The following is a 25,761-nucleotide window of genomic DNA, read 5'->3' as shown; positions in this document are numbered from 1 at the left end:
CGCCCGAGGCTCCCGCCGTGCCCGACGACTCACCACTGCTCGAGGGTCTCAACCCCGCCCAGCGCGAGGCGGTCCAGACCGTCGAGGGGCCGCTGTTGGTGGTCGCCGGAGCGGGGTCGGGCAAGACCCGGGTGCTGACCCACCGCATCGCCCACCTGATCCGCGACCACGACGTCAACCCGTTCGGGTTGCTGGCCATCACCTTCACCAACAAGGCCGCCAACGAGATGGCCGAGCGGGTCGGCCAGCACGTCGGTGAGCGGGTCGCCCAGAAGATGTGGGTGACCACGTTCCACAAGACCGGGGTCCGGATCCTGCGGCGTGATCTGCACCGGCTCGGCTACCGCAGCGGGTTCACCATCTACGACAGCCAGGACAGCCTGCGCCTCGTGACCCAGACGGCCAAGGACCTCGGCATCGACGAGCGGCGCCTGCCGCCGCGCGGCATCCGCGACGCGATCAGCCGCGCCAAGGACGAGCTCGTCGACTACGAGACCTACGCGCAGCGCGCCGGCGGCTGGCCCGAGGACCAGATCGCCGACGTCTACCAGGCCTACGAGGACCGGCTGCGGAAGGCCAACGCGCTCGACTTCGACGACCTCATCGTCAAGACCGTCGAGGTGCTGCAGCTGTTCGACGGCGTGCGCGAGCACTACCAGCAGCGCTTCGGGCACCTGCTCATCGACGAGTACCAGGACACCAACCGCACCCAATACCACCTCGTGCAGCTGTTGACCGGGCCGGACCGCAACGTGATGGTCGTCGGTGACCCGCAGCAGGGCGTCTACGGCTGGCGCGGCGCGACGATCCAGAACATCCTCGACTTCGAGCACGACCATCCCGACGCCAAGGTCGTGGTACTCGACCGCAACTACCGCTCGACCCAGACCATCCTCGACGTCGCCAATGCCGTCATCGCCTCGTCCCCGGTCGAGCGTCGCGCCGAGCTGTGGACCGACCGCGAGCTCGGCGCCCCGGTCGTGCGCTACCGGGCCGAGGAGGAGCACGACGAGGCGGCGTTCGTGTCCGAGGAGGTCGAGAAGCTCGTCCGCTCCGGCACCCGCGACGACGGGTCCCCGTACACCTTCGACGACGTCGCGGTCTTCTACCGGACCAACGCCCAGGCCCGCGTCATCGAGGACGTGCTGCTGCGGGTCGGTACCCCCTACAAGGTCGTCGGCGGGGTGCGCTTCTACGAGCGCAAGGAGGTCAAGGACGTCCTGGCCTACCTGCGCCTGCTCGTCAACGAGGACGACGACGTCTCGGCCCGTCGCGTGATCAACACCCCCCGCCGTGGCATCGGCGACCGGACCATCGAGGCGGTCGCCTGGCACGCCCGCCGCGAGGGCATCTCGTTCCTCGCTGCCGCTCGCCAGGCCGAGCACGTCCAGGGCCTGGCTGCCCGCGCCGTCGGAGCGGTCACGGCGTTCGTGCAGCTGCTCGACGGGCTCCGTGCCGAGCTCGATCACGACCTGCCGTTGACCGACCTCCTCCAGCACGTGCTGGACCGCACCGGCTACCTCGCCGAGCTGCAGGCCGAGCGCACCATCGAGGCCCTCGGCCGCGTCGAGGTGCTCGAGGAGCTCGGCTCCGTCGCCCTCGAGTTCACCGAACGGGGAGCATCTCGAGGGCGAGATGACCAGCGTCGCGAGGACGTCACCGGCCCCGAGGCCCTGGGCGACTTCCTCGAGTCCGTCACGCTGGTCAGCGACGCCGACCAGCTCGACGACGCCGATGCCCAGGGCTCGGTCACCCTGATGACCCTGCACACCGCCAAGGGGCTCGAGTACCCCATCGTGTTCCTCGTCGGGCTCGAGGACGGCGTCTTCCCCCACGTGCGCAGCCTGTCGGACCCGCAGCAGCTCGAGGAGGAGCGGCGCCTGGCCTACGTCGGGTTCACCCGCGCGCAGGACCGGCTCTACCTCACCCACGCCGATCACCGCACCCTGTGGGGCGGCACCTCCTACAACCCCCCGTCGAGGTTCCTCGACGACCTCCCCGAGCAGCTGATCGAGTCCCGTGGGGCGGTGCGTGGTGCCACGGCGAGCAAACGGGTCCGTGACCGCGAGATGGTCGAGCTCGCCGGCGCGGAGTTCCGGGTCGGCGACCGCGTGATCCACACCAAGTTCGGGCCGGGACGGATCACCGAGCTGTCGGGCGAGGGGGAGCGGGCCGAGGCGACCGTCGAGTTCGGCGACGCCGGCCGCAAGCACCTCGTGCTCGCCTACGCCCCCCTGGTCAAGGCCTGACCGCGCCGACGGGTGCCGCGTCGTACCCGTCCCGAGGAGCACGACCGTGACCGACCTGCTCACCGCCTTCGGTCTGATCGCCCTGGCCGAGCTCGGCGACAAGTCCCAACTGCTCGCCCTGACGTTCGCCACCCGGTACCGGTGGTGGCAGGTGCTGACGGGGGTCGGTGTGGCGGCCCTCGCGCTGCTCGGGCTGTCGGCGGCCCTCGGTGGGGCGCTCGGTGCCGCGCTCCCGCAGCGGGCGATCGCGACGGGCGGGGGGCTGCTGTTCCTGGCCTTCGCGGCCTGGACCGCGTTCGATGCCGACGACGAGGTCGTCGACGGGGCAGACCGCCGTTCGGGCCGGTCGGTGATCGTCACCGTGGTCGTGGCCTTCATCGTGGCCGAACTCGGTGACAAGACCATGATCGGGACCGCCGCGCTGGCCTCCGCTCGCGACCCCATCGCGGTCTGGCTCGGGGCAGCCGCAGGGATGACCGTCGCATCCGGGGCTGCGATCGCGGTCGGCCGGCTGCTGCACCGCCGCCTGCCCGCCGACCGGCTGCGGCTGGTGTCCGCCGTCGCCTTCGCCGTGTTCGGGATGCTCCTTCTGGTCGAGGGGCTCCGGGGCTGAACCGCCCGGGTTGGGCTCCCACCTCGTCCGTGGGGCAGGGTGTCACCGAACCGTCCTCGCACGCCCACCTTCGGAGGTCCCCGTGCCCCGTACCCAGCAGGTGTCCACCGTCCGCGTGATCGCGGCGGACCGGCAGGCGATCTTCGACGTCCTCGCCGACCCGGCCATGCACGCGATCATCGACGGGTCGGGGACGGTGATCGACGTCCAGGACGGTGGACCCGCACGCCTGGCCGAGGGCGCGACGTTCGGGATGTCGATGAAGGTGGGTGCCGCCTACCCGATCCTCAACACCGTGGTCGAGTTCGAGGAGGGCGTGCGCATCGCGTGGCGTCACTTCCACGGCCACCGATGGCGCTACGAGCTCGAGGATGCCCCGGAGGGTGGGACGCGGGTGACCGAGACCTTCGACTGGTCGACGGCGCGGACCAAGCGGACGCTCGAGCTCGCAGGCATCCCGCGCCGCAACCTGAAGGGGATGGAACGTACGCTCGAGAAGCTCGACGAGGTGGTCACCGGACCCCGATCCGCGACCAGCTAGCCGCGGTGGGTCAACTGCAGCCGGCGGGGACGGCGTCGGCGGTCGGCGACGGCGGCGGCACCGACGCGGTGGGATCGACGTACAGCAGGCCGTCCGACGTGGCGGTCGGGTGCTCGGCGAAGGACGACTCGCCGCCCGTACCCCGTCCCGTCAGCGACCACACGCGACCGTCCGGGGACTCGAGACGCCGCGAGGCCGGGCAGTAGTCGACCTCGGCGGGGGCGTCGAAGGCACGGACGCGTCCGCCGAGCCCGACCAGGAGGAGGTCGAGCTGCTCGTCGAACGTCACCGTCCCGGCCACGTCGGCGACCGGGCCGACCTCGACGAACGGTGGACCGGGGGCGGCGCCACCCCGGGTGAGCAGCAGCACCCCGGCGACGACCACGACGAGGCCCGCGACCAGCGACGCCAGGATCCACTGCACCCCGAGCGGGGCCCGCAAGACGATCTTGCGGGCACGCTTCGAGGCCCGCTCGGGCAGGTACCCGCGCGGTCCGAACTCGGGGTCAGCTGCGGGGTCGTCGGCCACGCGCGGACGGTACCCCGGGCGCACGGCCCCCGAACGATTGGGGCGGTCCGTGGGCCGCCACTACCCTCGTCCGGCACGCCGGGTCGGCCGGCGACCGATGCAGGGAGGCACGCAGATGGCGGTCCGCGTCGTCGTGGCCAAGCCTGGTCTGGACGGGCACGATCGTGGTGCCAAGGTCGTCGCTCGCGCCCTGCGTGACGCCGGGTTCGAGGTCATCTACACCGGCCTGCACCAGACGCCCGAGCAGATCGTCGCCGCCGCGCTCCAGGAGGACGCCCAGGCCGTCGGCCTCTCGATCCACTCCGGTGCCCACCTGACCCTGTTCCCGAAGGTCGCCCAGTTGCTGCGCGACGGGGGGGCCGACGACGTCGTGGTCTTCGGTGGGGGCATCATCCCCGCCGAGGACATCGCCACGCTCAAAGCTCAGGGCATCGCCGAGATCTTCACCCCCGGCACGCCGATGAAGACCATCACCGACTGGGTCACCGCCAACGTGGCCGAGCGGGTCTGACCCACCTCCGGCGGGGCGCTACGGCGTCCCGTCGCTCGTGTCCGGCCACCTCCCGCAGCACCCCGACACATCCACCACCACACCACCCACGTCAGGAGCCATCCGTGGACCTCGTCGAGTTCCAGGGCAAGCAGCTGTTCGGTCGCAACGGGGTCCCCGTGCCGCCGCCCGGTACCGCCTGCCGCAGCGTCAGCGAGGTCCGCGAGGCCGCGCGATCGGTGTTCGATGCCGGTGGTTCGGCAGTCATGGTCAAGGCGCAGGTCAAGACCGGCGGCCGCGGGAAGGCCGGCGGCGTCAAGTACTGCCCCTCGCTCGAGGCGGCGGTCGAGGCCGCCGAGTCGATCATCGGGCTCGACATCAAGGGCCACCTCGTCCAGGTGGTGTGGGTCGAGTCCGCGTCCGACATCGCCGAGGAGTACTACCTGTCGGTCATGCACGACCGCGTCAGCAAGGGCGAGCTGATCATCTGCTCGGTCGAGGGTGGTGTGGAGATCGAGGAGGTCAACCGCACCAACCCCGACGCCGTGGTCAAGCGCACCGTCGCCCCCTCCGAGCGTGAAGGCGGGCTGCCCCGGTCGATCGCGCTCGAGGTGGTCACCGACGCCAAACTCCCCGAGGACGTGCGCGAGGAGGCGGCCGACCTGCTCGTCGCCCTCTTCGGCGCCTACCTCGCCGAGGACGCGACGCTGGCCGAGATCAACCCGCTCATCAAGACCGAGGACGGCAGGGTCATCGCCCTCGATGCCAAGGTCACCCTCGACGACAACGCCGCGTTCCGCCACGACGGGTACGAGGAGTGGAAGCTCGAGGGCCTCGACGCCGACGACCCGCTCGAAGCCGAGGCGAAGTCCAAGGGCATCCAGTACGTCAAGCTCGACGGTCACGTCGGTGTCCTCGGCAACGGCGCGGGCCTCGTGATGGCCACCCTCGACGTGGTCGCCCAGAACGGTGGTCGGGCCGCGAACTTCCTCGACGTCGGCGGCGGCGCCTCGGCCGACGCGATGGCTGAGTCGCTCGGTCTCGTCCTGTCGGACCCGGACGTCAAGAGCGTCTTCATCAACATCTTCGGCGGCATCACCCGCGGCGAGGAGGTGGCGGCCGGCATCGTGGAGGCCACCAAGCGCCTCGGCGACTTCCCGCAGAAGCTCGTGGTGCGCCTCGACGGGACCAACGCCGAGGAGGGACGGGCCATCCTCGAAGAGGCCGACCTCGACAGCGTGATCTCCAAGCCCACGATGCAGGAGGCCGCGGCCGAGGCCGTCCGCCTCGCCTCCGCCTGATCCCGCCGACCGGCGCCCACCGCGGCGCGACAGGAGCCACCAGATGAGCATCTTCATCGACGAGAACACCAAGGTCGTCGTCCAGGGCATCGGGTCCCAGGGCACCTTCCACGCCAAGCGCAACCAGGCCTACGGCACCCAGATCGTGGCCGGCACCCACCCGAAGAAGGGCGGCTCGGCCTGGGAGGGCCTCGACGTCCCGGTCTTCGCCACGGTGAAGGAAGCCGTGACCGAGGCCGGCGCCAACACCTCGATGGTGATGGTGCCCGCCCCCTTCACCAAGGACGCCATCTTCGAGGCCTACGAGGCGGGCGTGCAGACCATCGTGGCCATCACCGAGGGGGTCCCGGTCCACGACATGACCGAGGTCTACGACACCGTGGTGCGCCGCGGCGGCGTGCGTCTGATCGGCCCGAACTGCCCGGGGTTGATCAGCCCCGGCAAGTCCAACGTCGGCATCATCCCGGCCGACATCACCTCACCGGGCAAGGTCGGCCTCGTGTCCCGCTCGGGCACGCTGACCTACCAGATCATGCACGAACTGGCCCAGGCCGGCATCGGTATCTCCACGTGTGTCGGCATCGGCGGTGACCCGATCATCGGCACCCAGTTCCTCGACGTGATCGAGGCGTTCGCGGCCGACCCCGACACCGAGGCGATCGCCTTCGTCGGCGAGATCGGGGGCGCGGAGGAGCAGAAGGCCGGCGCCTGGATCCGCGACAACATCCCGGACACCCCCGTCGTGGGGTACATCGCCGGTTTCGAGGCGCCTCCCGGCAAGCAGATGGGCCACGCCGGCGCCATCGTCAAGGAGGGCGGCGAGGGCGGCGAGTCCGCCGCCGAGAAGAAGGAGATCCTCGAGGAGTACGGCATCTCGGTCGCGCTCAACCCGTCCGAGGCCGCCGAGCTGATGATCGCTCGCCTCCAGGACTGAACCGGACCGACCGCTGCTGCGTGCCCCGGCTCCGTGCCGGGGCACGCAGCAGCGGGGCGTCTTCAACCGATGCGGACCGTTCGGTCCGCATCGTGGACGACACGGTCGCGGCCACCGTGCTTGGCGTCGTAGAGCGCCTCGTCCGCGCGCGCGAGGACCGTCGAACGCTCGGCGGCCTCGCCGGAGAGGGTCGTGACCCCGATCGAGGCGGTCACCGGGCCGAAGCGCCGTCCGTCGGTGGCGGTGAAGCGCAGCTCGCGTAGGGCGGCGCGCACCCGCTCGCAAGCCTGCCGCGCCGCGGTCACGTCGCTGTCGGGCAGGATGATGGCGAACTCCTCGCCCCCGTAGCGGCACACCACGTCGCTGCCGCGCAGGGTGTGCGCAGCCGCGTCGGCGACCGCGGCGAGGACGCGGTCACCGGTCGGGTGCCCGTAGGTGTCGTTGACCTGCTTGAAGTGGTCGAGGTCGAGGAGGGCCACCGACAGCGCGCGTACGTCCCCGCGGGCGGCGCTGCGTCCCACGCGGTCGAGTTCCTCGCCGAGGCGCTGCTGCAGGAACCGGTGGTTGCGCAGACCCGTGACCGCGTCCGTGACCGAGAGGTCGGCGAGATCGGCCTGGAGGCGGGCGTTGTCGATCAACAGGGCGGCGTGTTCGGCCAGCATCCGTAGCAGCCGTACCTCGCGGACGCGCAGGGTCGGGCCGCGGCCGAAGCGCGGCGTGACCTCGACCGCGATCAGACCGACGACATGGTCGTCGACCCGCAGGGGCGCCAGTGCGAGCGGTGCGCGGGGCCCGAACAGCGACAGCAGGGTGGCTGGACGGTCGTCGTCGCGGCGGACGGGCTGGATGGCGCCGTCGGCCAGCGTCGCCGCCACGATCCCCTCGCGCGGGTTGAGCGTGCGCGCGGTCAGGTCGATGCTGGGATGCTCACGAGCGTTCGCCTCACCGGCCAGCACCAGGCGTCCGCCATCCGACAGCCAGACGGCGCTGGCCCGGTACCCGAGTCGCTCGACGAGCACACCCGCGAGCGCCTCGGCAGCACGCTCCGGACCGTGACGCGGGTCGAGGTCGGGGGTGACCTCGCGCAGCACGGTCAGGTCCTCGGTACGCCGGCGCAGGTCACGCTCGATGATGTCGGCCAGCCAACCCGTGACCGTCGTGGTCGCCCAGAGCGCGACCAGCAGGAGCACGGCACGGACCGTCGGCTCGAGGGCGAGCGCGGTGGCGGGGTCGACGTCGCGGATGGCACCGGCGGCCGTACCGAGCGCCGGCGGGCCGCTGACCAGCAACCACGCGATGACCGCGCTCGCGAGCAGCGAGACGCGCAGCCCGGCCCACCGCCCGAACAGCAGGGTGACGGCGACGACCTCGGGGAGCAGGAGCGCGCCGAGGGGGCTGGCGACCCCGCCGGTGACCGCGATCAGGATCGCGAGCGCGCCGACGTCGACGATCGTCGTCAGCTCCGTCACCGGGCGCAGGAACCGTTCGTCGCGGACGGCGGCCAGCGCGAGGACCTGGGTGCCGAGGTGCACGGTGGCCGCCAGCAGGAGCAGGTGCCGTCCCGCCGGATCGGTGAGGTCGCTGGCGACGGTGCCGAGCAGGCCCGTCAGCAGCAGCACGGTGGCGATGCGGCCCGTCGTGATGGCCCGCAGACGGTCCTGCCGGACCGCGACGTCAGAGGACGAGCTGGACATCGTCCTCCCGCCCCTCGGTCACCGTCATCGGCAGCCCGCCACGGTCGAGCCACCGACTGGCAGCGAGGTAGGCACCGACCAACGCCAGGACGCCGATGGGCACGCCGAGGTCCCTCGCCGGGACCGGCATCTCGGGGGCCGTACGCGCGGCAGCGGTGAGGCCGGATGCGAGCCGTTCGCCCGCCGTCGACGCCGCGGCGCCGAGCGACGCTGCGATCTCGCCCCCGACGTCGCCCGTGGTCCCCGTCGCCACCTCGATCGCGCCGCGGACCACGCCGGTCGTCGATCGGGGGGGTGCCGCAGCGCGCTCGGTCCGGGTCGGGCTGCTCGTGTCGCCGACGGGCCGGGCGAGCACAGGGCCCTCAGCGCGCTCTGGCGGGGGCGGGGCAGGCGGGGCCGGGCTGGGTTGCCTCGCGCTGGGCGGCGGTGGTGCGGGCGCGCCAGTGGCTGGTTCGGGCTCGGGAGATGGGCTGGGCTGGGAAGCTGGCGGTGGCGTCGGGACGTCGCGGTCGGCTGGGGTGGCCCCCTGCCGGGCCGCCTCGCGGGCGGCCTTGTCGGTGTCGTGTGCCGCCTTGCGGGCGGCCTTGTCGGTGTCGTGTGCCGCCTTGCGGGCGGCCTTCGCGTCGTCGCGGGCGTCCTTGCGGGCGGCCTTGTCGGCGTCCGGGTGGGAGCGGTCACGATCGACCGCGGTCACCTTCCCCGGGCCCCGGGCGGTGGCGGGCGAGGCGGGTGCAGCGAAGGCGGCGGTGGGGGCCAGCACGAGCAGGCTCACAACCACGCCCACGACCAGCCGGGCGGCGTGTCGCCGCCCCGCTGGTCGTCGGTTCGGTGTCGCTGCCATCGTCAATCCCCCCCCGAGGTGCCTAGTTCGGTACCTCGGGCTACGGCCGCCGAACGTCCCGCCTTGAACCGGGACCCTGGTCCCGTGCGTTCCACGCTCGTGGGCGAGCGATGTGGGTCTCGTCAGCGTGGCAGGTCCGCCCGTCGGGGCAACGAGCGGACCCCCCGCCGAGGCGGGGGGTCCGAAGCCGGGACGCGCGGGGCACGGCGTCGACCGGCGGGGTGATCACCCTGGGGGAAGGGCTCACACCCGCCGCGCCCGTCCGATGGGGCGTCGGACGTAGGTGGGCGCGGTTGTGACGGCCAGGGGTGAGGCCGCCACTGCTCAGTCAACGCACCCGACCCCCTCCGCGTCCTCGTCCGTGCGTCCGATGCACATCAGGTCGGTTCCGGGTGCAGGATGCGCACACCGGGGGCTACGAGGGCCGCACCGCAGGCGCATCACCGAGCGTGACGGCAGGGCGTCGTCCGAGCGACGGACGTAGCATCGGGGCAGGCGTAACCCGGCGGAAACGATCCAGACACGGCAGCGACAACGCGTGCTGCGACGTTCCCTCCACCCGCACCGGCCACCGCCGGCTCGTGGCCCTGGGCCGCGTAGGTGTCGTTCCACCGGAACGACGCGCGTCGGGTTGCCGGACCCCGGGCCCGCCACGGGGAGAGGAGTGCGAAGTGAAACTCGTGACGGCGTTCATCAAGCCCCACAAGCTCGACGAGGTCAAGGACGCGCTGCAGGAGCTCGGTGTCCAGGGCCTCACGGTGAGCGAGGTGCGCGGCTACGGCCGGCAGCGCGGCCACACCGAGGTCTACCGCGGTGCCGAGTACACCGTGGAGTTCGTTCCGAAGGTCAAGCTCGAGATCCTCGCCGGGATCCTGCAGGTCGACGACGTCATCGACGCGATCGTCAAGCACGCGCGCTCGGGGCAGGTCGGGGACGGCAAGGTCTTCGTGACCGATGTGGATCGCATCGTGCGCATCCGCACCGGTGAGGAGGACACCGACGCGCTGTGACGGAGCCGCCCAGCGACGTCGTCGACCGCCTCAAGACCGTCCGTGAGGAGCTGCTCACCGACGGGCCCCCGCCCGGGCGCGCCTGGTGCGACGCCTGGACCGCGGCGGTCGACGACGCGTTGGTCGCTCTCGCCGCGCCCGCCACCGCCCGGCACGCGCGGCTGGCGGTGGTGGCCGTCGGCGGGTACGGGCGATCCGAGCTCTGCCCGGGCTCCGACGTGGACCTGCTGCTGGTCCACGATCGGCTCGACGAGGCCGACCTCGAACCGATCGTGCGTGAGGTCGTCTACCCGTTGTGGGACGTCGGACTGAGCGTCGGCTACGCGGTCCGTGACCGTCGTGAGGCGGTCGCGGCCATCGACGACCTCGACACGGCGACCGCGGTGCTGGACCTGCGGCCGGTCGCCGGCGACCGGGGGCTCGCCCACCAGGTCCGCACCGAGGCGATCCACCGGCTCAAGCGCCGGCCACAGCGGTTCCTGCAGGCGCTCGCGCGGGCGGACAGCCAGCGGCGGGCGAAGGCCGGGGACGCGGCGGAGGTCCTCGAGCCGAACCTGAAGGACGGAGCAGGTGGCCTGCGCGACGTCCAGTCCCTGCGCTGGGCCGCTGCCGCTCTCGTCGGTACCACGGGGATCGATCCGCTGGTGCCCGCCGGGTACCTGGCGGCACCGGATCGCGCCCGGCTGCACCGGGCCTACGAGGCGTTGTTGGCGGCCCGGGTCGGTCTGCACCTGGTCGCCGCCGACCGTCAGGAGCCGGGCAAGCACGAGCAGCTCCGGCTGGATCTCCAGGACGCGGTGGCTGCCCACGCCGGCTACGTCGACCGGGCCGAGCACGACCTCGCGCCGCACCAACTGCTCGGTGAGCTGTACCTCGCCGCCCGCACGGTCGACCACGTGCACCGCCGAGCGTGGGCGCTCATCGATGCCGACGTGTCGCGTGGCAAGCGGCGGCTGCGTCGGCCCACCGAGTCCGAGGTGGACGGCTTCGAGCTGGTCGACGGTGTCCTGCGCCTGCCCGAGACGTCGGCCGACCGTCCGGGTGCAGCGGGCGACCTGACGGCGGAGGACCTGCCGGTCCGGCTCTTCGCCGCGCTGGCGGACACCGGTGCGGTGCTCGACCGTCGCTCGGCCGCCCGGCTCCGCTCGGCCGTCGACGCCGGGTGGGAGAACGAGGCCGGTCACCCGTGGCGCTGGACCGACGCCGCCCGGGCCCGGTTCTGCGACGTCCTGTGGCGTGGCGAGGTGGCCCTGCCCGCGCTCGCCGAGCTCGATGACGTCGGCCTCGTGACCGCGTTGATCCCCGAGTGGGCGGCCCTGCGGGGCCGGCCCCAGCGCAACCCCTTCCACCGTTTCGCGCTCGACCGCCACGCGTGGCACGCCGCGGCCGCGCTCGGTGACCTCGTGCGACGGGAGCACTGGGCGGTCCGGGCGCTCGGGCAGGTGGCCGACCGCGAGGCGCTGCTCCTCGGCACCCTGCTGCACGACGTCGGCAAGGCCCACGGCGAACCGCACAGCGAGACCGGCGTGCCGGTCGCCCAGGCCATCGTCCGGCGTCTCGGTGGCAGCGAGGCGACCGCCGAGGTCGTGGGGCGTATGGTCCGCCTCCACCTGGTGCTCCCCGATGCCGCGCGCAAGCGTGACGTGACCGACCCCGCCCTCGCGGGTGAGATCGCCGAGCTCGTCGGGGACCGTTCGATGCTCGCCACCCTGCACCTGCTCGCGGCCGCCGACGGCCGGGCCACCGGCCCGGGCGCGTGGACCGACTGGACGGCGCAACTGGTGGACACCCTGGTCACGAAGGTCGGAGCCGTGTTGGACGAGCAGCCGCCCGAGGAGGTCACCGACGGAAGCGATGTCACGGCGCGTGACGCGATCGCGCTCGGTCCCGACCTCGGCGCCGAACCGGGGGTGGTCGAGCAGCACCTGCACCTCCTGCCCGACCGCTACGCCGCCGCCGTCACCCCCCGTGCTGCCGTGCGGCACGCGTTGATGGCGGCGACCCGCCCCGGGCCGACCGAGGTCCGCACGCGGGTGACCCCCGGGGAGCGCCGCGTCGGTGATCCCGACCCGGTCCCAGGCACACGTGCCGCCGACGCTGGGGGAGAGGTCGCGCGCCAGGAACCCGACGAGCTCGACGTGGTCGCGCTCGACCACCCGGGCTGGTTCGCCAAGGTGGCCGGTGTGCTCGCGCTGCACGGCGGCTCGATCGTCGCGGCCGACGCCTTCACACGACGCGACGGCCTGGCGGTGGACACCTTCCGCGTCCGCCCGCCCGAGGGTGTGGGTGGCTCGTGGTGGGCCGGCGTCGAGGGCGACCTCGCCGAGGCGGCTGCTGGTCGGCTGGCCGTCCGCGCCAGGGTCGCCCGGAAGGCCCGGGCCGAGCAGCGCCGCATCGCCCGCCTGCCCGACGTGCCCACCACCGTGACGACCGAGCCCGATGCCTCCGGCCGTTCCACGATCATCGAGGTCCACACCCTCGACCGCATCGGGGTGCTGTACGCCATCGCCACGGCGTTCGCCGAGCTCGAGCTCGACATCGTCGTCGCTCGCGTCCAGACCCTCGGGCACGAGGTCGTGGACGCCTTCTACCTGCGTGACGCCGAGGGCAACCCGCTCGACCGCGACCACCTCACCGAGCTCGAGCTCGGCGTCAGGTCGGCCCTCGACGAGCTGTGACGCGTCGCCCCGAGCTCGGGGCGCGATGTGTCGCCCCGAGCTCGGGGCGCGTCACATCGGGCCCCGAGCTCGGGGCCCGATGGCAGGCCGGTCACCGCCGCTCGGTGGGGCGCTCTACGCTGCGGGGTGTTCCCCTCCCGGCCGCGTCGACGTCGACGTGTGCCCGTCGACCACGCGAGGCTCCCGTGTCCGATCTGGCCCCTCCCTCGGTCGCGCCCGCCACCGGCAAGCTCGGTGTGGTGTGCGTCGGCCTCGGTGCCGTCACCACGACCTTCATCGCGGGGGTCGAGCTCGCGCGTCGGGGCATGGGCGAGCCCATCGGATCGCTGACCCAGATGGGCACGATCCGCCTGGGCAAGCGCACCGAGGACCGTTCGCCCCTCATCAAGGACTTCGTGCCGCTCGCCTCCCTCGACGACATCGTCTTCGGCGCGTGGGACCCGTTCGAGGACGACGCGTACGTGTCCGCCAGCAAGGCCGGCGTGCTCGACGCGGCCCGCCACCTCGAGCCCATCGGGGACGTCCTCCGCGGCATCCAGCCGATGCCCGCCGCCTTCGACCACGACTACGTCAAGCGCCTCGACCCCGAGAACGTCAAGCCCGACCGCTCCAAGCGCGGGATGCTCGAGGCGATCCGGCAGGACCTGCGCGACTTCCGCGAGCAGCACGGCTGCGACCGCATGGTGATGCTGTGGGCCGCCTCCACCGAGATCTACATCGAGATCGGACCGGCGCACGCCGACATCGACGCGTTCGAGGCCGCGATCGACGCGGACGACCCGTCGATCTCACCGTCGATGATGTACGCCTACGCCGCCCTGCTCGAGGGCATCCCGTTCGCCAACGGCGCACCGAACCTCACCGTCGACGTCCCGGTGCTGCGGCAGTTCGCGTCCGACAACGGGGTGCCGATCTGCGGCAAGGACTTCAAGACCGGCCAGACCATGCTCAAGACCGTCCTGGCGCCGATGTTCAAGGCGCGGATGCTCGGGGTGGCCGGCTGGTACTCGACCAACATCCTCGGCAACCGTGACGGCGAGGTCCTCGACGACCCCGAGTCGTTCAAGACCAAGGAGTCCAGCAAGCTCGGCGTGCTGGACTACATCCTGCAGCCAGAGACCTACCCCGACCTCTACGCCGACCTCTACCACAAGGTCCGGATCAACTACTACCCGCCCCGCGGTGACAACAAGGAGGGGTGGGACAACATCGACCTGTTCGGGTGGCTCGGCTACCCGATGCAGATCAAGGTCGACTTCCTGTGCCGCGACTCGATCCTCGCCGCGCCGCTGTGCCTCGACCTCGCGTTGTTCCTCGACCTCGCCCAGCGGGCCGGGATGAGCGGCATCCAGGAGTGGCTCAGCTTCTACTTCAAGGCGCCGCAGGTCGCCCCGGGGCTGTACCCCGAGCACGACCTGTTCATCCAGCAGACCAAGCTCAAGAACACCCTGCGCTGGATGATGGGCGAGGACCCGATCACCCACCTCGGGGTCGACTACTACGCCGACGACTACACCGACGAGAGCTAGCGACGCCGGATCGCCCGGTCGGACCGCCGGGGCCCGTCCTCACAGTGGCTGGGCGCGGCCGGCGTCGCGCAGGAACGCGAGGACGGCGGTGACCCGCCGGTGGGTCTGCGGTTCGTCGCTGAGGTGCAGCTTCGCGAAGATCGATGTGGCGTACTTCTCGATCGAGGACTCCGAGAGGTGCAGCGCGCCGGCGATCGCGGCGTTGGTCCGCCCCTGCGCCATCTGTTCGAGCACCCCACGTTCGCGGTCGGTCAGGCTCGGCAGCGCCGAGCGGCCCGGGTGCGTGTTGCCGGCGACCAGCGTCGCGACGACGTCGGGGTCGATGACCGATCCGCCATGCGCCACCTCACGTACGGCTGCCACGAGCTGGTCGGGGTCGCCGACGCGTTCCTTGAGGAGGTAGGCGAGGCCGCTGGTGCCGTCCCGCAGCAGCTCGAGGGCGTAGGTCGTCTCCGCGTACTGCGAGAGCACCACGATGCCGATCCTGGGGTGTTCCGCGCGCAGCCGGTGGGCGAGGTCGATGCCCTCGGTGCGGTGGCTCGGTGGCATCCGGATGTCGGTGACCACCACAGCCGGTGCCAGCCGTGCGACCGACTCCTGGAGCTCGACGGGATCCCCCACGGCCGCGACGACCTCGACCTGCCCGCCGGCTTCGAGCGCCCGACGGATCCCCTCCCGGACGAGGTAGTGGTCCTCGGCGATCGCCACCCGCAGCGGTTCATCCATCGCCCACCCCCAGCGTCGCCCGCACCGTCGTGCCGCCTCCCGCCCGGCTGATGACGTCGAGCCGTCCCCCGAGCGCGGCCATCCGGTCGGCGAGGTTCGGCAACCCCTCGCCGCTGGCGGTCGACGGATCGAAGCCGGCTCCGTCGTCGCGCACCTCGATGTGGAGCGACCCGTTGTTGCGCGCCAACATCACCTCCGCGTGGGTCGCGGCGGCGTGTTTGCCCACGTTCGCCAGCGCCTCGGCGATCGCGAAGTAGCTGGCCCCCTCGACCTCCTCGGCGAACCGCTGACCCCGCAGTGAGGGGTCGGCGCGCACGGAGACGGGTAGCGCGCTGCGGGCGGCGAGCGCCTCCACCGCCGCCAGGAGGCCCCGGTCACCGAGCACGCTCGGATGGATGCCGTGGGCCAGCTCACGCAGGTCACCGATCACGCCGCGGAGTCCCTCCTGCAGCTCGGTGAGCGCCTGCTCGGCCGCTACCAGATCCCGCTCGAGCTGGCTGCGGACGTGTGCCGTGTGACCGATCAGCGCGACGAGATCCTGCTGCACCCCGTCGTGGATGTTGCGCTCGAGCCGCCGGCGTTCGGCGTCCTGGGCGCGCACGAGCCGTGCCCGAGAGCGTTGCAGCTCGGCGGTGAGCCGGACGTTGCGGACGGCGAGCGCGGCCTGGCGCGCCAGCGTCATCACCACCGCTTCGTCGTCCTCGGTGAACGCCCCCGACGTCTTCGGGCCGCACTCGACGACCCCGAGCCGCTCGTCACCGAGGAGCACGGGGATCGACAGCACCGGCTCCTCCTCGCCGGTCGACGGGGCGAGCCGGCCCTCCCCGAGCGGCGCCGCCGCGTGCAGCCGCACCCGTGCCCACCGCAGCCCCAGGCCTTCCTGGAGCGTGTCGGCCATGCGGGGCAGAAGGCTCTCGAGCTCGACCGTCTCCTCGAGGGCGGCGCCGAGCTTCGAGATGAGGCGGGCTGGGTCGGCACGGCGGCCGAAGACCCGCCGGTCCGCCACACCTTCCAGCCACCGCCTGGCGGGCTGGAACACGAGCGTGGCAACGACGGTCAGTGTGATGGCGACACCGACCGGGAAGCGCTGCCCTGCGACGACGCCGAGGCCCGCTGCGGCTGCCACGTACGTGCCGGCGATCAGCAGCCACAGCAGCCCGTAGACCATCGACTTGCGTAGGACGGTGTCGACGTCGAACAGGTCCGGTCGCAGCAACGCCACTGCCACCGTGATCGGCAGCAGGACCATCACGGCGATCCAGAGGAGGATCAGCAACGGGTCGGGGCCACCGAGTAGATCGACACCGACCGCGAAGACGGCGAGGACGGCCGGAAGCAGCAGCCAACGGATCCTGCGGCGTTCGCTGGATCGGGTGGTCCGGTACCGGACCACCAGCATGACGACACCGACGGCGAAGAGCGCCTGGCTCGCCGTCGTGATCGCGCCGGCGACCTGGCCGACCAGGGCGAGCCCACCCATGGCGAAGGGGTTGCCCAGCTCCGGCAGGTCGTAGTAGTTGGGCATCAGCACCGTCGGGCGTGTGAGCAGCACCACGGGCGGGAACACGAGGAAGCCCCAGAGACCGCGCAGGATCGTGCGCCCGTGGTGTCCAGGGGGCCGCCCGTCCGGGAAGGTCCCGAACAGGTGCGCGATGGCGGTGACGGTGACGATGATCCCGAGCTGCTGGACCAGCATGACCAGCGCGAAGCCGCGGGGACCGATCGTCTCCGTCCAGGAGGCGACGGCTGGCGCGTCCAACGCCTGGGTGAGGGCCGCCATGCCGGCCACGACGGCGAACCACCGGGCCGCCGGGTGCGTCGGCAGCTGCTTCCACGTCACACCGGCCGCGGCGAGGAAGACCATCATCGCTGCCAGCCACGGCAGCTCCTTCGTCCCACCGTGCACGACGAGGATCGGCAGGGCGAGGAGGACCGCGGCCGCGCCGGAGCAGAGCAGCAGGGTTGGCAGGCGCGCACGGCTCTCCATGGAGGTTGAGTATGCGCCCGCCGGCGGTCGGGAACCAGGGGGTTGCCCACCCGGTCTCCCGGGGGGTAGCCGGAACCCGACTCGGTGGACAGCACGATGGGCAACGCCGGCAGCTCTGCTTACGGTCGTCCCATGGACACCTCGACGGCACTGCGGACCCGCGGCATCACCAAGCGCTTCGGTCGACGGACCGTGTTGACCGACGCCTCGTTCCAGGTCGAACGAGGGGAAGCCGTGGCGATCATCGGTGAGAACGGCGCCGGCAAGACCACCCTCCTGCGGGTGTGTGCCGGCCTCCTCGGCGTCGACGCCGGGACCGTCCATCGGGAGGGGCGCGTGGGGTACTGCCCGCAGGAGCCCGGCATCGTGGACCTGCTCACCGCCGAGCAGCACCTGCTGCTCTTCGGTGCCGCGGCCGGGCTGTCCCGACGCGAAGCGCGCGTCTCCGGCCTCGAACTCCTCGGATCGTTCGGGCTCGACGAGACACGGACCGTGGCGAAGGACCTCTCGGGAGGCAACAGGCAGAAGCTCAACCTGGCGCTCGCGCTGCTCGGCGATCCGGCCGTGTTGCTGTTGGACGAGCCCTACCAGGGGTTCGACCTGGGCTCCTACGTCGACTTCTGGGCCCACGCGGAGCGGTGGCGGAAGGAGGGACGGGCCGTCGTCGTCGTGACCCACCTGCTCACCGAGCTGCACCGCGTCGACCGGGTCGTCGAGGTCCGCGGTGGACTCGTCCACGAACGTGAGGTGGACGCGGCATGAGCAGCTTCGCCGGCACACTCGTCATCGCAGAGATGCAGGCACGCGACCTGCTGCGTCGCCGCGCGGTCATGGTCCTGTTCGTGCTGTTGCCGGCGGCCTTCTACTACTCGGTGCCGGGCACCGAGGACTACGGTCTGCTCGCGGGTTCGATGGGCGTGTCGTGGGCGGTCGCCGCGGCCGGCATCTTCGGGATCCTCGGCTGGCGGCGCGCCGACCCGCGGCTCGGTCTCGCCGGCGCCAGCGCCTTCCAGGGCCTCGTCGGTCGTCTGCTGCTCCTGCAGGGGCTCGGACTGGTGCTCGTCGCGCTGTTCGCCCCTCAGATCCTCGCGCGGTCCAGCACGATCATCGCCGACCCGCCGCTGCTGGTGGTCTCGCTGGCGCTGATGGCGTTGGTCTCGGTGCCACTAGGGCTGGCGATCGGTGCTCTGGTTCCTCGCGAGCTCGAGGGGACACTCGTGCTGATCGGCGTCATCGGCGTCGGCAGCAGCGTGCCGATGGACAGCGCGGTCGCACGAGCCCTCCCGCTGTGGGGACCGCTGGAGGTCATGCAGGTCGCCGCTGGCCGCAACGACGTCGACCTGGCCCCTGCCTTCCTCCACACCGCCTTCGCCGGCGCGCTGCTCCTGCTCGTCGCCGACCTCTTCTGGCGCCGGCGCAACCGGATCCACCACTAGCTCGGCGCTCCGCGCCACGCGGCGATCGACACCTGTGCACACCACCGCCACATCGTCGCACCCGCCACAACGCCTCACCTCTGCACGACCCCGTGACCGACCGCGCCCTGAGGAGGACACCATGGCTGCCATCATCGAACGTCCGGACCCGGCTCCTCTCACCGACGACCCGTCCTCGCCGGGTGGTGACCGGTTCGTCGCCACCTCGCTGTTCCTGCTGGCCGGCGTCCTGCTCGGCTTCCAGGTGCTCATCAGCGAGCTGATCCCGCCGCTCGTCGTCACGAGCGTCATGGTCGTCGCGTTCGGCACAGCGTTGCTGCGCCGGCGGCGGCGGTGGTTGCTCATCACCGTGATCGTCGTCGCCGTGCTCCAGCTCGCCGGCAGCATGCCCTTCATCGTCTCGAACCTCGCTCACCCGGAGTCCCCGCTGAGCTTCATCGTGGAGGCGTTCACCGTGCTCGCCACCCTCTCGGCAGCCCTCGGCGCCGCCGCCGGGCTGCGCGGCGCGGCCACCGGTTCGCGGCGGCCGATCGCTGTCGGTGCTGGGGGCCTCGCCCTCATCGCGGTGGTGGTCTCGCTGTTCGCTGCCTCCGGCGTCGGCTCGGACACCATGCAGGTGGGGGACGTCACCATCGAGGCGGAGATGGCCCACTTCCCCGAACACGTGGAGGTGCCGGTCGGCGCGGCGATCTACGCCGACAACCGCGATCCCGTCCGCCACACGTTGGTGATCGAGGGCACCGACGTCCACGTCGAGATGCCCGCCTCGACGGCTGTCCGCGTCGAGGCTGACCTGGCACCCGGGACCTACCGCTACTTCTGCGACGTGCCCGGCCACGAGCGCATGGAGGGGCAGCTCGATGTCGGCTGAGAGGAGGTGAGCCCGATGGGCGTGATCGGCTACGAGGCCTTCAGGTTCCTCCACGTCGTCGGAGCGATCGTCTGGCTCGGGAGCGGCATCGGGTTGCTGATGCTGAACCAGCAGTTCATCCGCGCGCGCGACCACCGGGGGCTGCTCGCCGTCGGACGTCGGACCGAAGCGCTCGGGACCAAGCTGTTCGCGCCCGCCTCGCTCGTGACCGTCGGGGCCGGGGTCGTGATGGTCGCGACCACCGACACCCTCGGGTTCGGCGACCTCTGGATCCTCATCGGGTTCGTCGGCGTCGTCCTCTCCGGGGTCGCACAGATGGCCGTCGCAGCTCCGGCCTACACCCGGTTCCAGGCGCTCGTCGAGGAGCATGGCCCCGAGAGCGAGGACGTCCACGACGCGGCACGGGCGCTACGCCTCGGCAACCTGCTCGACATCGGCGTGCTGCTCGGCGTCGTCTGGGCCATGACCGCCAAGCCCATGCTCTGAATCATCGATCCGGCCGGTCGCCAGGCTCCCGACCCGCCTGTTCGAGCTGATCCCGGTACGACGACCACGGTCATCGTCGGGCGGAGGTACCGACGAGTCCCGGTCGGGCAGGCGTCAGCGCTCCGCCGGCACTGACGGGAGGGTGGCGCTCGCGGAGACGGTCGCCCGCCCCACGGTCTGGCGTTCCTCGTCGGCCTCGGCGCCCGCGCGCTCGATGCCTGCGGCGACGAGCCGGTCGCGCCCGTTGCGCTTGGCCTCGTACAGCGCGGCGTCGGCGGTGCGCATCAGTTGGCTCGCTGTCCAACCGTGAGGTGGGACCACCGCGAGGCCGACGCTGATGGTCACCTCGATGGGGGCATCGGCGGTCGCGACCGCGTGGCGCAGGCGTTCACCGATCTCGATCGCGGCCTCGCTGGTGGTGTCGGGCAGGAGGACCGCGAACTCCTCGCCGCCGGTCCGGCCGACCACGTCCCCTGGCCGGACCGATGCGCGCAACGCCGCGCCGATGGCTCGCAGCACCTCGTCGCCGACGGGGTGTCCGTGGTGGTCGTTGACCAGCTTGAAGTGGTCGACGTCGAGGACGAGCAGGCTGATCGCCTCGCCGCCGCGGCTCCGGCGGGCGAGGTCGAGCTGCAGCTGCTCGTGGAAGGCGCGGTGGTTGAGGCACCCGGTGAGCGCGTCGACACGGGCGAGGTGCTCGAGGCGTTGGTTCGCGCGGTCGAGATCCTCGCTGAGGTTCAACAGGCTCCGTGAGACGCTGGAAGCCACCCCGGCGGTCAAGCCGATCGCGACCGCCCACAGCGCCGCCCGCGGGGCGGAGAAGCCGCCGACCAGGCTGGCACCGACGAGCAGGCACACCGAGGCCCACAGCCCGTGCATCGCCACGGCGCGAGGCGCGAAGCCGATCGCCCCCGAGACCACCGGCAGGAACAGCAGGCCCATGCAGGGGCTGCTCAGCCCCCCGTCGAGCGCCGCCGCGGTGGCGATGATCAGCGCCTGCGACCCGCACCAGGCGTGCAGCACCCGCATCCGGTGTCGCCGGCGTATCCAGCGGCGGCGCCCGGCGAGCACCATGCCGACGGTGACCAGGATCGAGCCGGCGAGCAACCCCCACAGCGTGGGACGGTTCGGTTCGCCGGGCGTCAGCAGCAGGTAGCCCGCGCTCGCAGCCGCGGCGAGTTGGCTCGACAGCAGGCCCATGCGCACGACCTGGGCGCGCAGGCGCGCAGCCCCCGGTCGTGCTGCCGTCCCAACCTCAGCTGCCACGTCTTCCTCGCCGGTCGCTCCCCCCCGGATCCATCGGCCATCGGATGCGGGACTGAAGTCCCGCACCCGTGTCACTCGACCGTCCCACCTTCCTCGCTCGTCCCACCTTCCCCGCTCGTCCCACCTTCCCCGCCTGGCCCACCGACATCGCCCGGCCCCGCCAGGCCCCGCCCGCCGCCTCACCGACATCGCCTGGTGACGCGAACCGCCGACGGTCACGCCAGCCGGGCCATCCATCGCCTGCTCACGTCACCATCGACGTCTGGCGTCACCGGGGACCCTCGGCGGCGTCCCGCCGAGGTGCGTCCGTCCACAGGCTCGAGGCGATCGGTCGGTGAGGTTGAGGGCACCTCGGCGAGGCTGTCGCCATGGAACCCGTGGACGTCCGTGCCAACCACATCGGCAAGCGCCAGTTCGGCCGCGTCACCCGAGCCCAGCTGTACGGCGATGCCGGTATCGCACCGTCGACGGTGGCGGCTCGCCTGCGGTCGGGCGCTTGGCGCGAGCCGCTGCCCAAGGTGGTCGACCTCGGGACCCACGCGCCCTCGTGGAGGGGCCGGGTGCTCGAGGTGCTGCTGGCTGCCGGGCCCGAGGCCTGGGCCTCGCACGACACGGCGGCGCACCTGCTCGGGTTCCTCGACGCGCCCCGCCCGGCGTCCGTCGACGCGCTCGTGCTGCGGGGGCGGCACGCGAAGGTGGCGGAGCTGCGCCTCCACACCACGCGGTCGCTCGGAGCCGATGAGGTCACCGAGCGCCACGGCCTCGCCTGCACCTCGGGGCCCCGGACCGTGTTGGACCTCGCCGCCGCCACGGCACCCGCGACGATCGAGCGGTGGATCCTCGACCAGGAGCGCCGATCACCGGGGTTCGTCGCGCGGCTCGTCGCGCTGACCGACCGCCACCGCACGATCCCGGGTCGCCGCCGGGTCCTCGACGTGGTCGGGCGACTACCTGGGGACGTCGCACGCCTCGGATCGCCGCTCGAGGTGATCGGGGTCCAGCGGTTGGTGCAGCTCGGGGCACCACCGTTCGTGCTGCAGTACCAGGTGTGCGACCTCGACGGCGCACCGATCAAGCGGACCGACGCGGCGTGGCCGGACGAACGCACGCTGCTCGAGTTCGACGGTGGGGCCTACCACGACCTGTCGGGAGCCCGTGCTCACGACGAAGAGGTCCGGGCACGGATGAGGGCGCTCGGTTGGCGCCTCGAGGTCATGACCCGTGCGGACATCGACGGACCCCGGCTCGAGGGGCTGGTGCGTCACCTCTCGGCGATCCACCGGTGACGTGAGCCGCCGATGGTGACGCCCGGCCGGGCCTCCACCGCGGTCCAACGTCACCGTCGACGTCTGGCGTCACCGGGCGGTCGGGGGGCGGCGGCCGTCCGGGACGCGGAGGCCCCATGGGTCAGAGGACGCCGCCCTCGGTCATGCGCATGTAGTCGAGCACCCGGTCGAGGGTCTCCTCGGCGACGCCGTCCTCGACCGCGACCTCGCGGAGGGTCTTGCCCTCCTTGTGGGCCTTCTTGGCCAGGGCGGCGGAACGCTCGTACCCGATCTCGGGGACGAGGGCCGTGACCTGCATCAGCGAGCGTTCGACGAACTCGGGGCCCTGATCGGTCGCCTCGGTGCCGGCGAGGCACTTGTCCACGAAGACGCGCGACACCGAGGCGAGCAGCCGCTCGGACTCGATGACGTTGCGGGCCATGACCGGGATCATCACGTTGAGCTCGAGTTCACCGGACAGCCCGCCGACGGTGACGGCGGCGTCGTTGCCGATGACCTGCGCGGCGACCTGGCGGACCGACTCGGGGATCACCGGGTTGACCTTGCCCGGCATGATCGAGCTGCCCGGCTGGATCTCGGGCAGCTGGATCTCGTACAGGCCGGTGCGGGGGCCCGATGCCATCCAGCGCACGTCGTTGGCGATCTTGATCAGCGACACCGCGATGGTCTTCAGCGCGCCGGACACCTCGACGAGGGCGTCCCTGGCGCCCTGCGCCTCGAAGTGGTCCTCGGCCTCGCGGAAGGGCAGTTCGGTGCGCTCGGCCATCAGCTCGATGACGCGGTCCACGAACCCGGGCGGGCAGTTGAGACCGGTGCCGACCGCGGTGCCACCGAGGGCGAGCTCGTACACCGAGTCGAGCGCCTTCTCCACCCTTGCGATGCCGAGCTCGACCTGGCGCGCGTACCCGCCGAACTCCTGGCCGAGGGTCACCGGCGTCGCGTCCATCAGGTGGGTGCGACCGGACTTGACCACCCCCGACCACTCGTCGGCCTTGTCGCGCAGCGCCGTGGCGAGGTGCTGCAGCGCGGGGATCAGGTCGCTCTTGGCCACGCGCGCGACGGCCACGTGCACCGAGGTCGGGAAGGTGTCGTTGGACGACTGCGAGGCGTTCACGTGATCGTTGGGGTGGACCACGTTCGACGACAGGTCCTCACCGAGCAGCTGCTTGGCGCGGTTGGCCACCACCTCGTTGACGTTCATGTTGGTCGAGGTGCCCGAGCCGGTCTGGAACACGTCGACGGGGAAGTGGGCGTCGAGGTCGCCCGCGATCACCTCGTCGGCGGCGCGGCGGATGCCGTCGGCGACCTCGGTGGTGACGACCCCGGACTCCTCGTTGGCGGTCGCGGCGGCCCACTTGAGCATCGCGTGGGCGTGCACCACCTCGAGCGGGACCGGCTGGCCCGACACCGGGAAGTTCTCCACGGCGCGCTGGGTGCTGGCGCCCCACAGCGCGTCGATCGGGATCTGCATCTCGCCCATCGTGTCGTGTGCGGTGCGGAACTCGTCGGCCATGGGGGGTCCTCGCGGTCGGTCGGGGAGGGACAGGGCGGGGCGCGGACGGCGCCGCCCACGCAGGCTAACGGGGGCGGGCTGCGAGCCGGTCAGCGACGTCGAGGGACCCGATGGCCTGGGCGATCTCGGCGACGGCCTGGTGCGCGGACCGACAGATGCCGGGCAACGACACGAACCCGTGGGGAACCCCCGCGTACTCGGTCCACCGGGTGGGCACGCCGGCTTCGCGCAGCCGGTCGGCGTAGGCGCGACCCTCGTCGCGGAGCGGGTCGTGCTCGGCGGTCTGCACCAGGGCGGGGGCCACACCCGTCAGGTCCTCGACGTGGTGCGGTGACACGGCGGGGTCGGCCGGATCGCCGTCAGGGCCGAGGTAGTGGCGCACGAACGCGTCCATGTCAGCCCGCCCGAGGATCGGCGCGTCCGCCAGCTCGACGGTCGACGGGAACGACATCGTGAGGTCGGTCGCCGGGTAGATCAGCGCCTGCAGGGCGATCGGGGGTCCACCGGCGTCACGTGCGGCGACCGCGACGAGCGCGGCGAGGTTGCCGCCCGCGCTGTCGCCGGTGACCACCAGCGGGCCGGACGCGCCGAGCTCGGCGGCGTGCTCGGCGAGCCAGCTCGTCGCGGCGATGCAGTCCGACGCGGCGGCGGGGGCCGGGTCCTCGGGCGCCAGCCGGTAGTCGACCGAGACGACCACGGCGCCGGTCAGGGCGACCAACGTCGAGCAGTACCAGTCGTTGCCGTCGAGGTCGCCGAGGACGAACCCGCCGCCGTGGAAGTTGACCACCAGGGGCGCGTCAAGCGCGGAGGCGTGGGTGCGGTAGCGGCGGACCCGCAGCGGTCCGTCGGCGCCCGGGACCTCGAGGTGGTCGATGGTCACCCCCGCCGCGACCGTCCCGACGATGGACCGACCGACCCAGCCGACGATCGCGCCGAGCGGACCGTCACCGGCGTCCCGCTTCGCGCGGATCGCCTGGACGTCGGCGAGCGTCCGCGCGTCGCGGATCCGGTACCCGCCGCGGCGCATCACGAGATCGAGCAGCTGGACGCGACGATCGAGCTTCACGGTCGGGCTCCGAGCGGTGTGGGGTTCGCAGGCTACGCCGACCGGCACGGTGGGCAGAACGCGCGGTGGCGGACGCTCCGCGCGCACGGTGGGTGAGGGGTGTAAGGCGGTCGCAGCTGGTGCGTCAGGCCCGGTGGAGCGGCGGGAGACGCCCGCCCCCACGAGCCACAGGAGACAGACCGATGCGTACCGCGATCACGACCACCGTCCGCTCCGCCGCCGCGCTGAACGCGGCCGCACTGATGCTGGTGCTGGTGGCCCTCGTGGCCCTCGCAGCTCCGGCGAACGCGCAAATCCCGGGAGGGCCCGACAGCTGGACCGCCGACGGCGGGGGCAGCGACGACGGCGATGCCGATGGGCGTGACGACGGCGATGCCGATGGGCGTGACGACGGCGATGCCGATGGGCGTGACGACGGCGACGCCGATGGTGGGGACGCTGACGGCGGGGACGCCGACGGTGGGGACGCCGACGGCGGGGACGCTGACGGTGGGGACGCTGACGGTGGGGACGCCGATGGTGGCGACGCTGACGGCGGGGACAGCGACGGGGGCGGCGACGACGGGACCGAGGTCCGCGACGCCACGCCCTCCTCCAGCGACGTCGTCACCGGCACCCCGAACTTCACCGGCTGACCACCACACCCCCGGGGGTCGGGCCGACGGCCCGGCCCCCCCGACGCGTCGCCGCACCACCCGCCGACGGACCCGACCGA

The 25,761-nt window shown here is 72.2% G+C and carries 23 protein-coding genes; 15 read left to right on the top strand and 8 right to left on the bottom strand.

The annotated features are described in order from the left end of the window. Positions 1-17: 17 nt before the first annotated feature. The 3 genes from NITAL_RS01140 (at position 18) to NITAL_RS01130 (ending at position 3,403) form a co-directional block, all read left to right on the top strand. Positions 18-2,249: a UvrD-helicase domain-containing protein gene (locus NITAL_RS01140; RefSeq protein WP_052664267.1), complete on the top strand. Its 2,232-nt coding sequence runs from the start codon at positions 18-20 to the stop codon at positions 2,247-2,249. A gap of 46 nt (positions 2,250-2,295) precedes the next feature. Next, positions 2,296-2,862, top strand: coding sequence for a TMEM165/GDT1 family protein (locus NITAL_RS01135; protein WP_052664266.1), 567 nt, complete (start codon positions 2,296-2,298; stop codon positions 2,860-2,862). 82 nt (positions 2,863-2,944) lie between these two features. After that, positions 2,945-3,403, top strand: coding sequence for an SRPBCC family protein (locus NITAL_RS01130; protein WP_052664265.1), 459 nt, complete (start codon positions 2,945-2,947; stop codon positions 3,401-3,403). A gap of 10 nt (positions 3,404-3,413) precedes the next feature. Here the strand turns inward: NITAL_RS01130 and NITAL_RS01125 are convergent, their stop codons facing one another. Continuing rightward, positions 3,414-3,932, bottom strand: coding sequence for a hypothetical protein (locus tag NITAL_RS01125; protein WP_052664264.1), 519 nt, complete (start codon positions 3,930-3,932; stop codon positions 3,414-3,416). Between the two features lie 97 nt (positions 3,933-4,029). On the opposite strand from NITAL_RS01125, the gene NITAL_RS01120 reads away from it, so the two are divergent. From NITAL_RS01120 to sucD, 3 genes are all read left to right on the top strand, one after another. Then, positions 4,030-4,443, top strand: coding sequence for a cobalamin B12-binding domain-containing protein (locus NITAL_RS01120; RefSeq protein ID WP_083442052.1), 414 nt, complete (start codon positions 4,030-4,032; stop codon positions 4,441-4,443). A gap of 104 nt (positions 4,444-4,547) precedes the next feature. Next, on the top strand, positions 4,548-5,723 hold the full coding sequence (gene sucC / locus NITAL_RS01115) for an ADP-forming succinate--CoA ligase subunit beta (RefSeq protein WP_052664262.1): 1,176 nt from the start codon (positions 4,548-4,550) through the stop codon (positions 5,721-5,723). Positions 5,724-5,766: 43 nt separating this feature from the next. After that, positions 5,767-6,657 (top strand): succinate--CoA ligase subunit alpha, encoded by an 891-nt coding sequence (gene sucD, locus NITAL_RS01110; RefSeq protein WP_052664261.1) that lies wholly within the window; start codon positions 5,767-5,769, stop codon positions 6,655-6,657. A 62-nt stretch (positions 6,658-6,719) separates the two neighbouring features. Here sucD and NITAL_RS01105 read toward each other — a convergent pair whose 3' ends face one another. Beyond that, positions 6,720-8,351, bottom strand: coding sequence for a GGDEF domain-containing protein (locus NITAL_RS01105; protein WP_052664260.1), 1,632 nt, complete (start codon positions 8,349-8,351; stop codon positions 6,720-6,722). After that, the gene (locus NITAL_RS01100) at positions 8,332-9,129 is read right to left on the bottom strand and encodes a hypothetical protein (RefSeq protein ID WP_157041549.1); all 798 of its coding nucleotides are present in this window, start codon (positions 9,127-9,129) and stop codon (positions 8,332-8,334) included. The genes NITAL_RS01105 and NITAL_RS01100 overlap by 20 nt, the downstream gene beginning before the upstream one ends. 734 nt (positions 9,130-9,863) lie before the next feature. On the opposite strand from NITAL_RS01100, the gene NITAL_RS01095 reads away from it, so the two are divergent. The 3 genes from NITAL_RS01095 to NITAL_RS01085 all read left to right on the top strand — a co-directional run bounded on the left by NITAL_RS01095 (position 9,864) and on the right by NITAL_RS01085 (position 14,409). Then, entirely contained in the window at positions 9,864-10,202 is a 339-nt protein-coding gene (locus NITAL_RS01095) for a P-II family nitrogen regulator (RefSeq protein WP_052664258.1), read from the top strand. Next, positions 10,199-12,880, top strand: coding sequence for a [protein-PII] uridylyltransferase family protein (locus NITAL_RS01090; RefSeq protein WP_052664257.1), 2,682 nt, complete (start codon positions 10,199-10,201; stop codon positions 12,878-12,880). Before NITAL_RS01095 ends, NITAL_RS01090 begins: the two co-directional genes overlap by 4 nt. A 185-nt stretch (positions 12,881-13,065) precedes the next feature. Continuing rightward, complete coding sequence (locus NITAL_RS01085) at positions 13,066-14,409, top strand: inositol-3-phosphate synthase (protein ID WP_211262132.1); 1,344 nt, start codon at positions 13,066-13,068, stop codon at positions 14,407-14,409. Positions 14,410-14,448: 39 nt separating this feature from the next. Here the strand turns inward: NITAL_RS01085 and NITAL_RS01080 are convergent, their stop codons facing one another. Together NITAL_RS01080 and NITAL_RS01075 are read right to left on the bottom strand one after the other, a co-directional pair. Then, a complete protein-coding gene (locus tag NITAL_RS01080; protein WP_052664256.1) occupies positions 14,449-15,135 on the bottom strand; it encodes a response regulator transcription factor in 687 nt (228 codons plus the stop codon). Then, complete coding sequence (locus tag NITAL_RS01075) at positions 15,128-17,122, bottom strand: sensor histidine kinase (protein WP_052664255.1); 1,995 nt, start codon at positions 17,120-17,122, stop codon at positions 15,128-15,130. The genes NITAL_RS01080 and NITAL_RS01075 overlap by 8 nt, the downstream gene beginning before the upstream one ends. A gap of 132 nt (positions 17,123-17,254) precedes the next feature. Between NITAL_RS01075 and NITAL_RS01070 the strand changes: the two genes are divergently transcribed. The 4 genes from NITAL_RS01070 (at position 17,255) to NITAL_RS01055 (ending at position 19,915) form a co-directional block, all read left to right on the top strand. Then, positions 17,255-17,884 (top strand): ABC transporter ATP-binding protein, encoded by a 630-nt coding sequence (locus NITAL_RS01070; protein WP_052664254.1) that lies wholly within the window; start codon positions 17,255-17,257, stop codon positions 17,882-17,884. Continuing rightward, positions 17,881-18,558, top strand: a complete 678-nt coding sequence (locus tag NITAL_RS01065; RefSeq protein ID WP_052664253.1) for a hypothetical protein — start codon at positions 17,881-17,883, stop codon at positions 18,556-18,558. Before NITAL_RS01070 ends, NITAL_RS01065 begins: the two co-directional genes overlap by 4 nt. Positions 18,559-18,679: 121 nt before the next feature. Continuing rightward, positions 18,680-19,429: a cupredoxin domain-containing protein gene (locus tag NITAL_RS01060; RefSeq protein WP_052664252.1), complete on the top strand. Its 750-nt coding sequence runs from the start codon at positions 18,680-18,682 to the stop codon at positions 19,427-19,429. Between the two features lie 15 nt (positions 19,430-19,444). Beyond that, positions 19,445-19,915: a DUF2269 family protein gene (locus NITAL_RS01055; protein ID WP_052664251.1), complete on the top strand. Its 471-nt coding sequence runs from the start codon at positions 19,445-19,447 to the stop codon at positions 19,913-19,915. Positions 19,916-20,029: 114 nt separating this feature from the next. Here the strand turns inward: NITAL_RS01055 and NITAL_RS01050 are convergent, their stop codons facing one another. Further along, positions 20,030-21,181 carry a GGDEF domain-containing protein gene (locus tag NITAL_RS01050; protein ID WP_169786685.1) on the bottom strand — a complete coding sequence of 384 codons (1,152 nt, stop codon included), beginning with the start codon at positions 21,179-21,181 and terminating at the stop codon, positions 20,030-20,032. 368 nt (positions 21,182-21,549) lie between these two features. Between NITAL_RS01050 and NITAL_RS01045 the strand changes: the two genes are divergently transcribed. Beyond that, complete coding sequence (locus NITAL_RS01045; protein WP_052664249.1) at positions 21,550-22,467, top strand: hypothetical protein; 918 nt, start codon at positions 21,550-21,552, stop codon at positions 22,465-22,467. 121 nt (positions 22,468-22,588) lie between these two features. Here NITAL_RS01045 and NITAL_RS01040 read toward each other — a convergent pair whose 3' ends face one another. Then, positions 22,589-23,980 (bottom strand): class II fumarate hydratase, encoded by a 1,392-nt coding sequence (locus NITAL_RS01040; protein WP_052664248.1) that lies wholly within the window; start codon positions 23,978-23,980, stop codon positions 22,589-22,591. A 64-nt stretch (positions 23,981-24,044) separates the two neighbouring features. Further along, positions 24,045-25,046, bottom strand: coding sequence for an alpha/beta hydrolase (locus tag NITAL_RS01035; RefSeq protein WP_052664247.1), 1,002 nt, complete (start codon positions 25,044-25,046; stop codon positions 24,045-24,047). 182 nt (positions 25,047-25,228) lie between these two features. Between NITAL_RS01035 and NITAL_RS28385 the strand changes: the two genes are divergently transcribed. Continuing rightward, positions 25,229-25,681, top strand: a complete 453-nt coding sequence (locus tag NITAL_RS28385; protein ID WP_052664246.1) for a hypothetical protein — start codon at positions 25,229-25,231, stop codon at positions 25,679-25,681. Positions 25,682-25,761 lie beyond the last annotated feature (80 nt).

The sequence above is a fragment of the Nitriliruptor alkaliphilus DSM 45188 genome, assembly GCF_000969705.1.
Lineage (GTDB): Bacteria > Actinomycetota > Nitriliruptoria > Nitriliruptorales > Nitriliruptoraceae > Nitriliruptor > Nitriliruptor alkaliphilus.
The sequence above is the reverse complement of the archived record's forward strand: the minus strand, read 5'-3'. Positions and strand labels throughout refer to the sequence as shown.

Excerpts from the sequence above, each read along its gene's own strand:
- NITAL_RS01070 (WP_052664254.1), top strand. The coding sequence starts at position 17,255 with ATGGACACCTCGACGGCACTGCGGACCCGCGGCATCACCAAGCGCTTC.
- NITAL_RS01060 (WP_052664252.1), top strand. The coding sequence starts at position 18,680 with ATGGCTGCCATCATCGAACGTCCGGACCCGGCTCCTCTCACCGACGAC.
- NITAL_RS01065 (WP_052664253.1), top strand. The coding sequence starts at position 17,881 with ATGAGCAGCTTCGCCGGCACACTCGTCATCGCAGAGATGCAGGCACGC.
- NITAL_RS01040 (WP_052664248.1), bottom strand. The coding sequence starts at position 23,980 with ATGGCCGACGAGTTCCGCACCGCACACGACACGATGGGCGAGATGCAG.
- NITAL_RS01045 (WP_052664249.1), top strand. The coding sequence starts at position 21,550 with ATGGAACCCGTGGACGTCCGTGCCAACCACATCGGCAAGCGCCAGTTC.
- NITAL_RS01080 (WP_052664256.1), bottom strand. The coding sequence starts at position 15,135 with ATGGATGAACCGCTGCGGGTGGCGATCGCCGAGGACCACTACCTCGTC.
- NITAL_RS01055 (WP_052664251.1), top strand. The coding sequence starts at position 19,445 with ATGGGCGTGATCGGCTACGAGGCCTTCAGGTTCCTCCACGTCGTCGGA.
- NITAL_RS01075 (WP_052664255.1), bottom strand. The coding sequence starts at position 17,122 with ATGGAGAGCCGTGCGCGCCTGCCAACCCTGCTGCTCTGCTCCGGCGCG.
- NITAL_RS01120 (WP_083442052.1), top strand. The coding sequence starts at position 4,030 with ATGCAGGGAGGCACGCAGATGGCGGTCCGCGTCGTCGTGGCCAAGCCT.
- NITAL_RS01105 (WP_052664260.1), bottom strand. The coding sequence starts at position 8,351 with ATGTCCAGCTCGTCCTCTGACGTCGCGGTCCGGCAGGACCGTCTGCGG.
- NITAL_RS28385 (WP_052664246.1), top strand. The coding sequence starts at position 25,229 with ATGCGTACCGCGATCACGACCACCGTCCGCTCCGCCGCCGCGCTGAAC.
- sucD (WP_052664261.1), top strand. The coding sequence starts at position 5,767 with ATGAGCATCTTCATCGACGAGAACACCAAGGTCGTCGTCCAGGGCATC.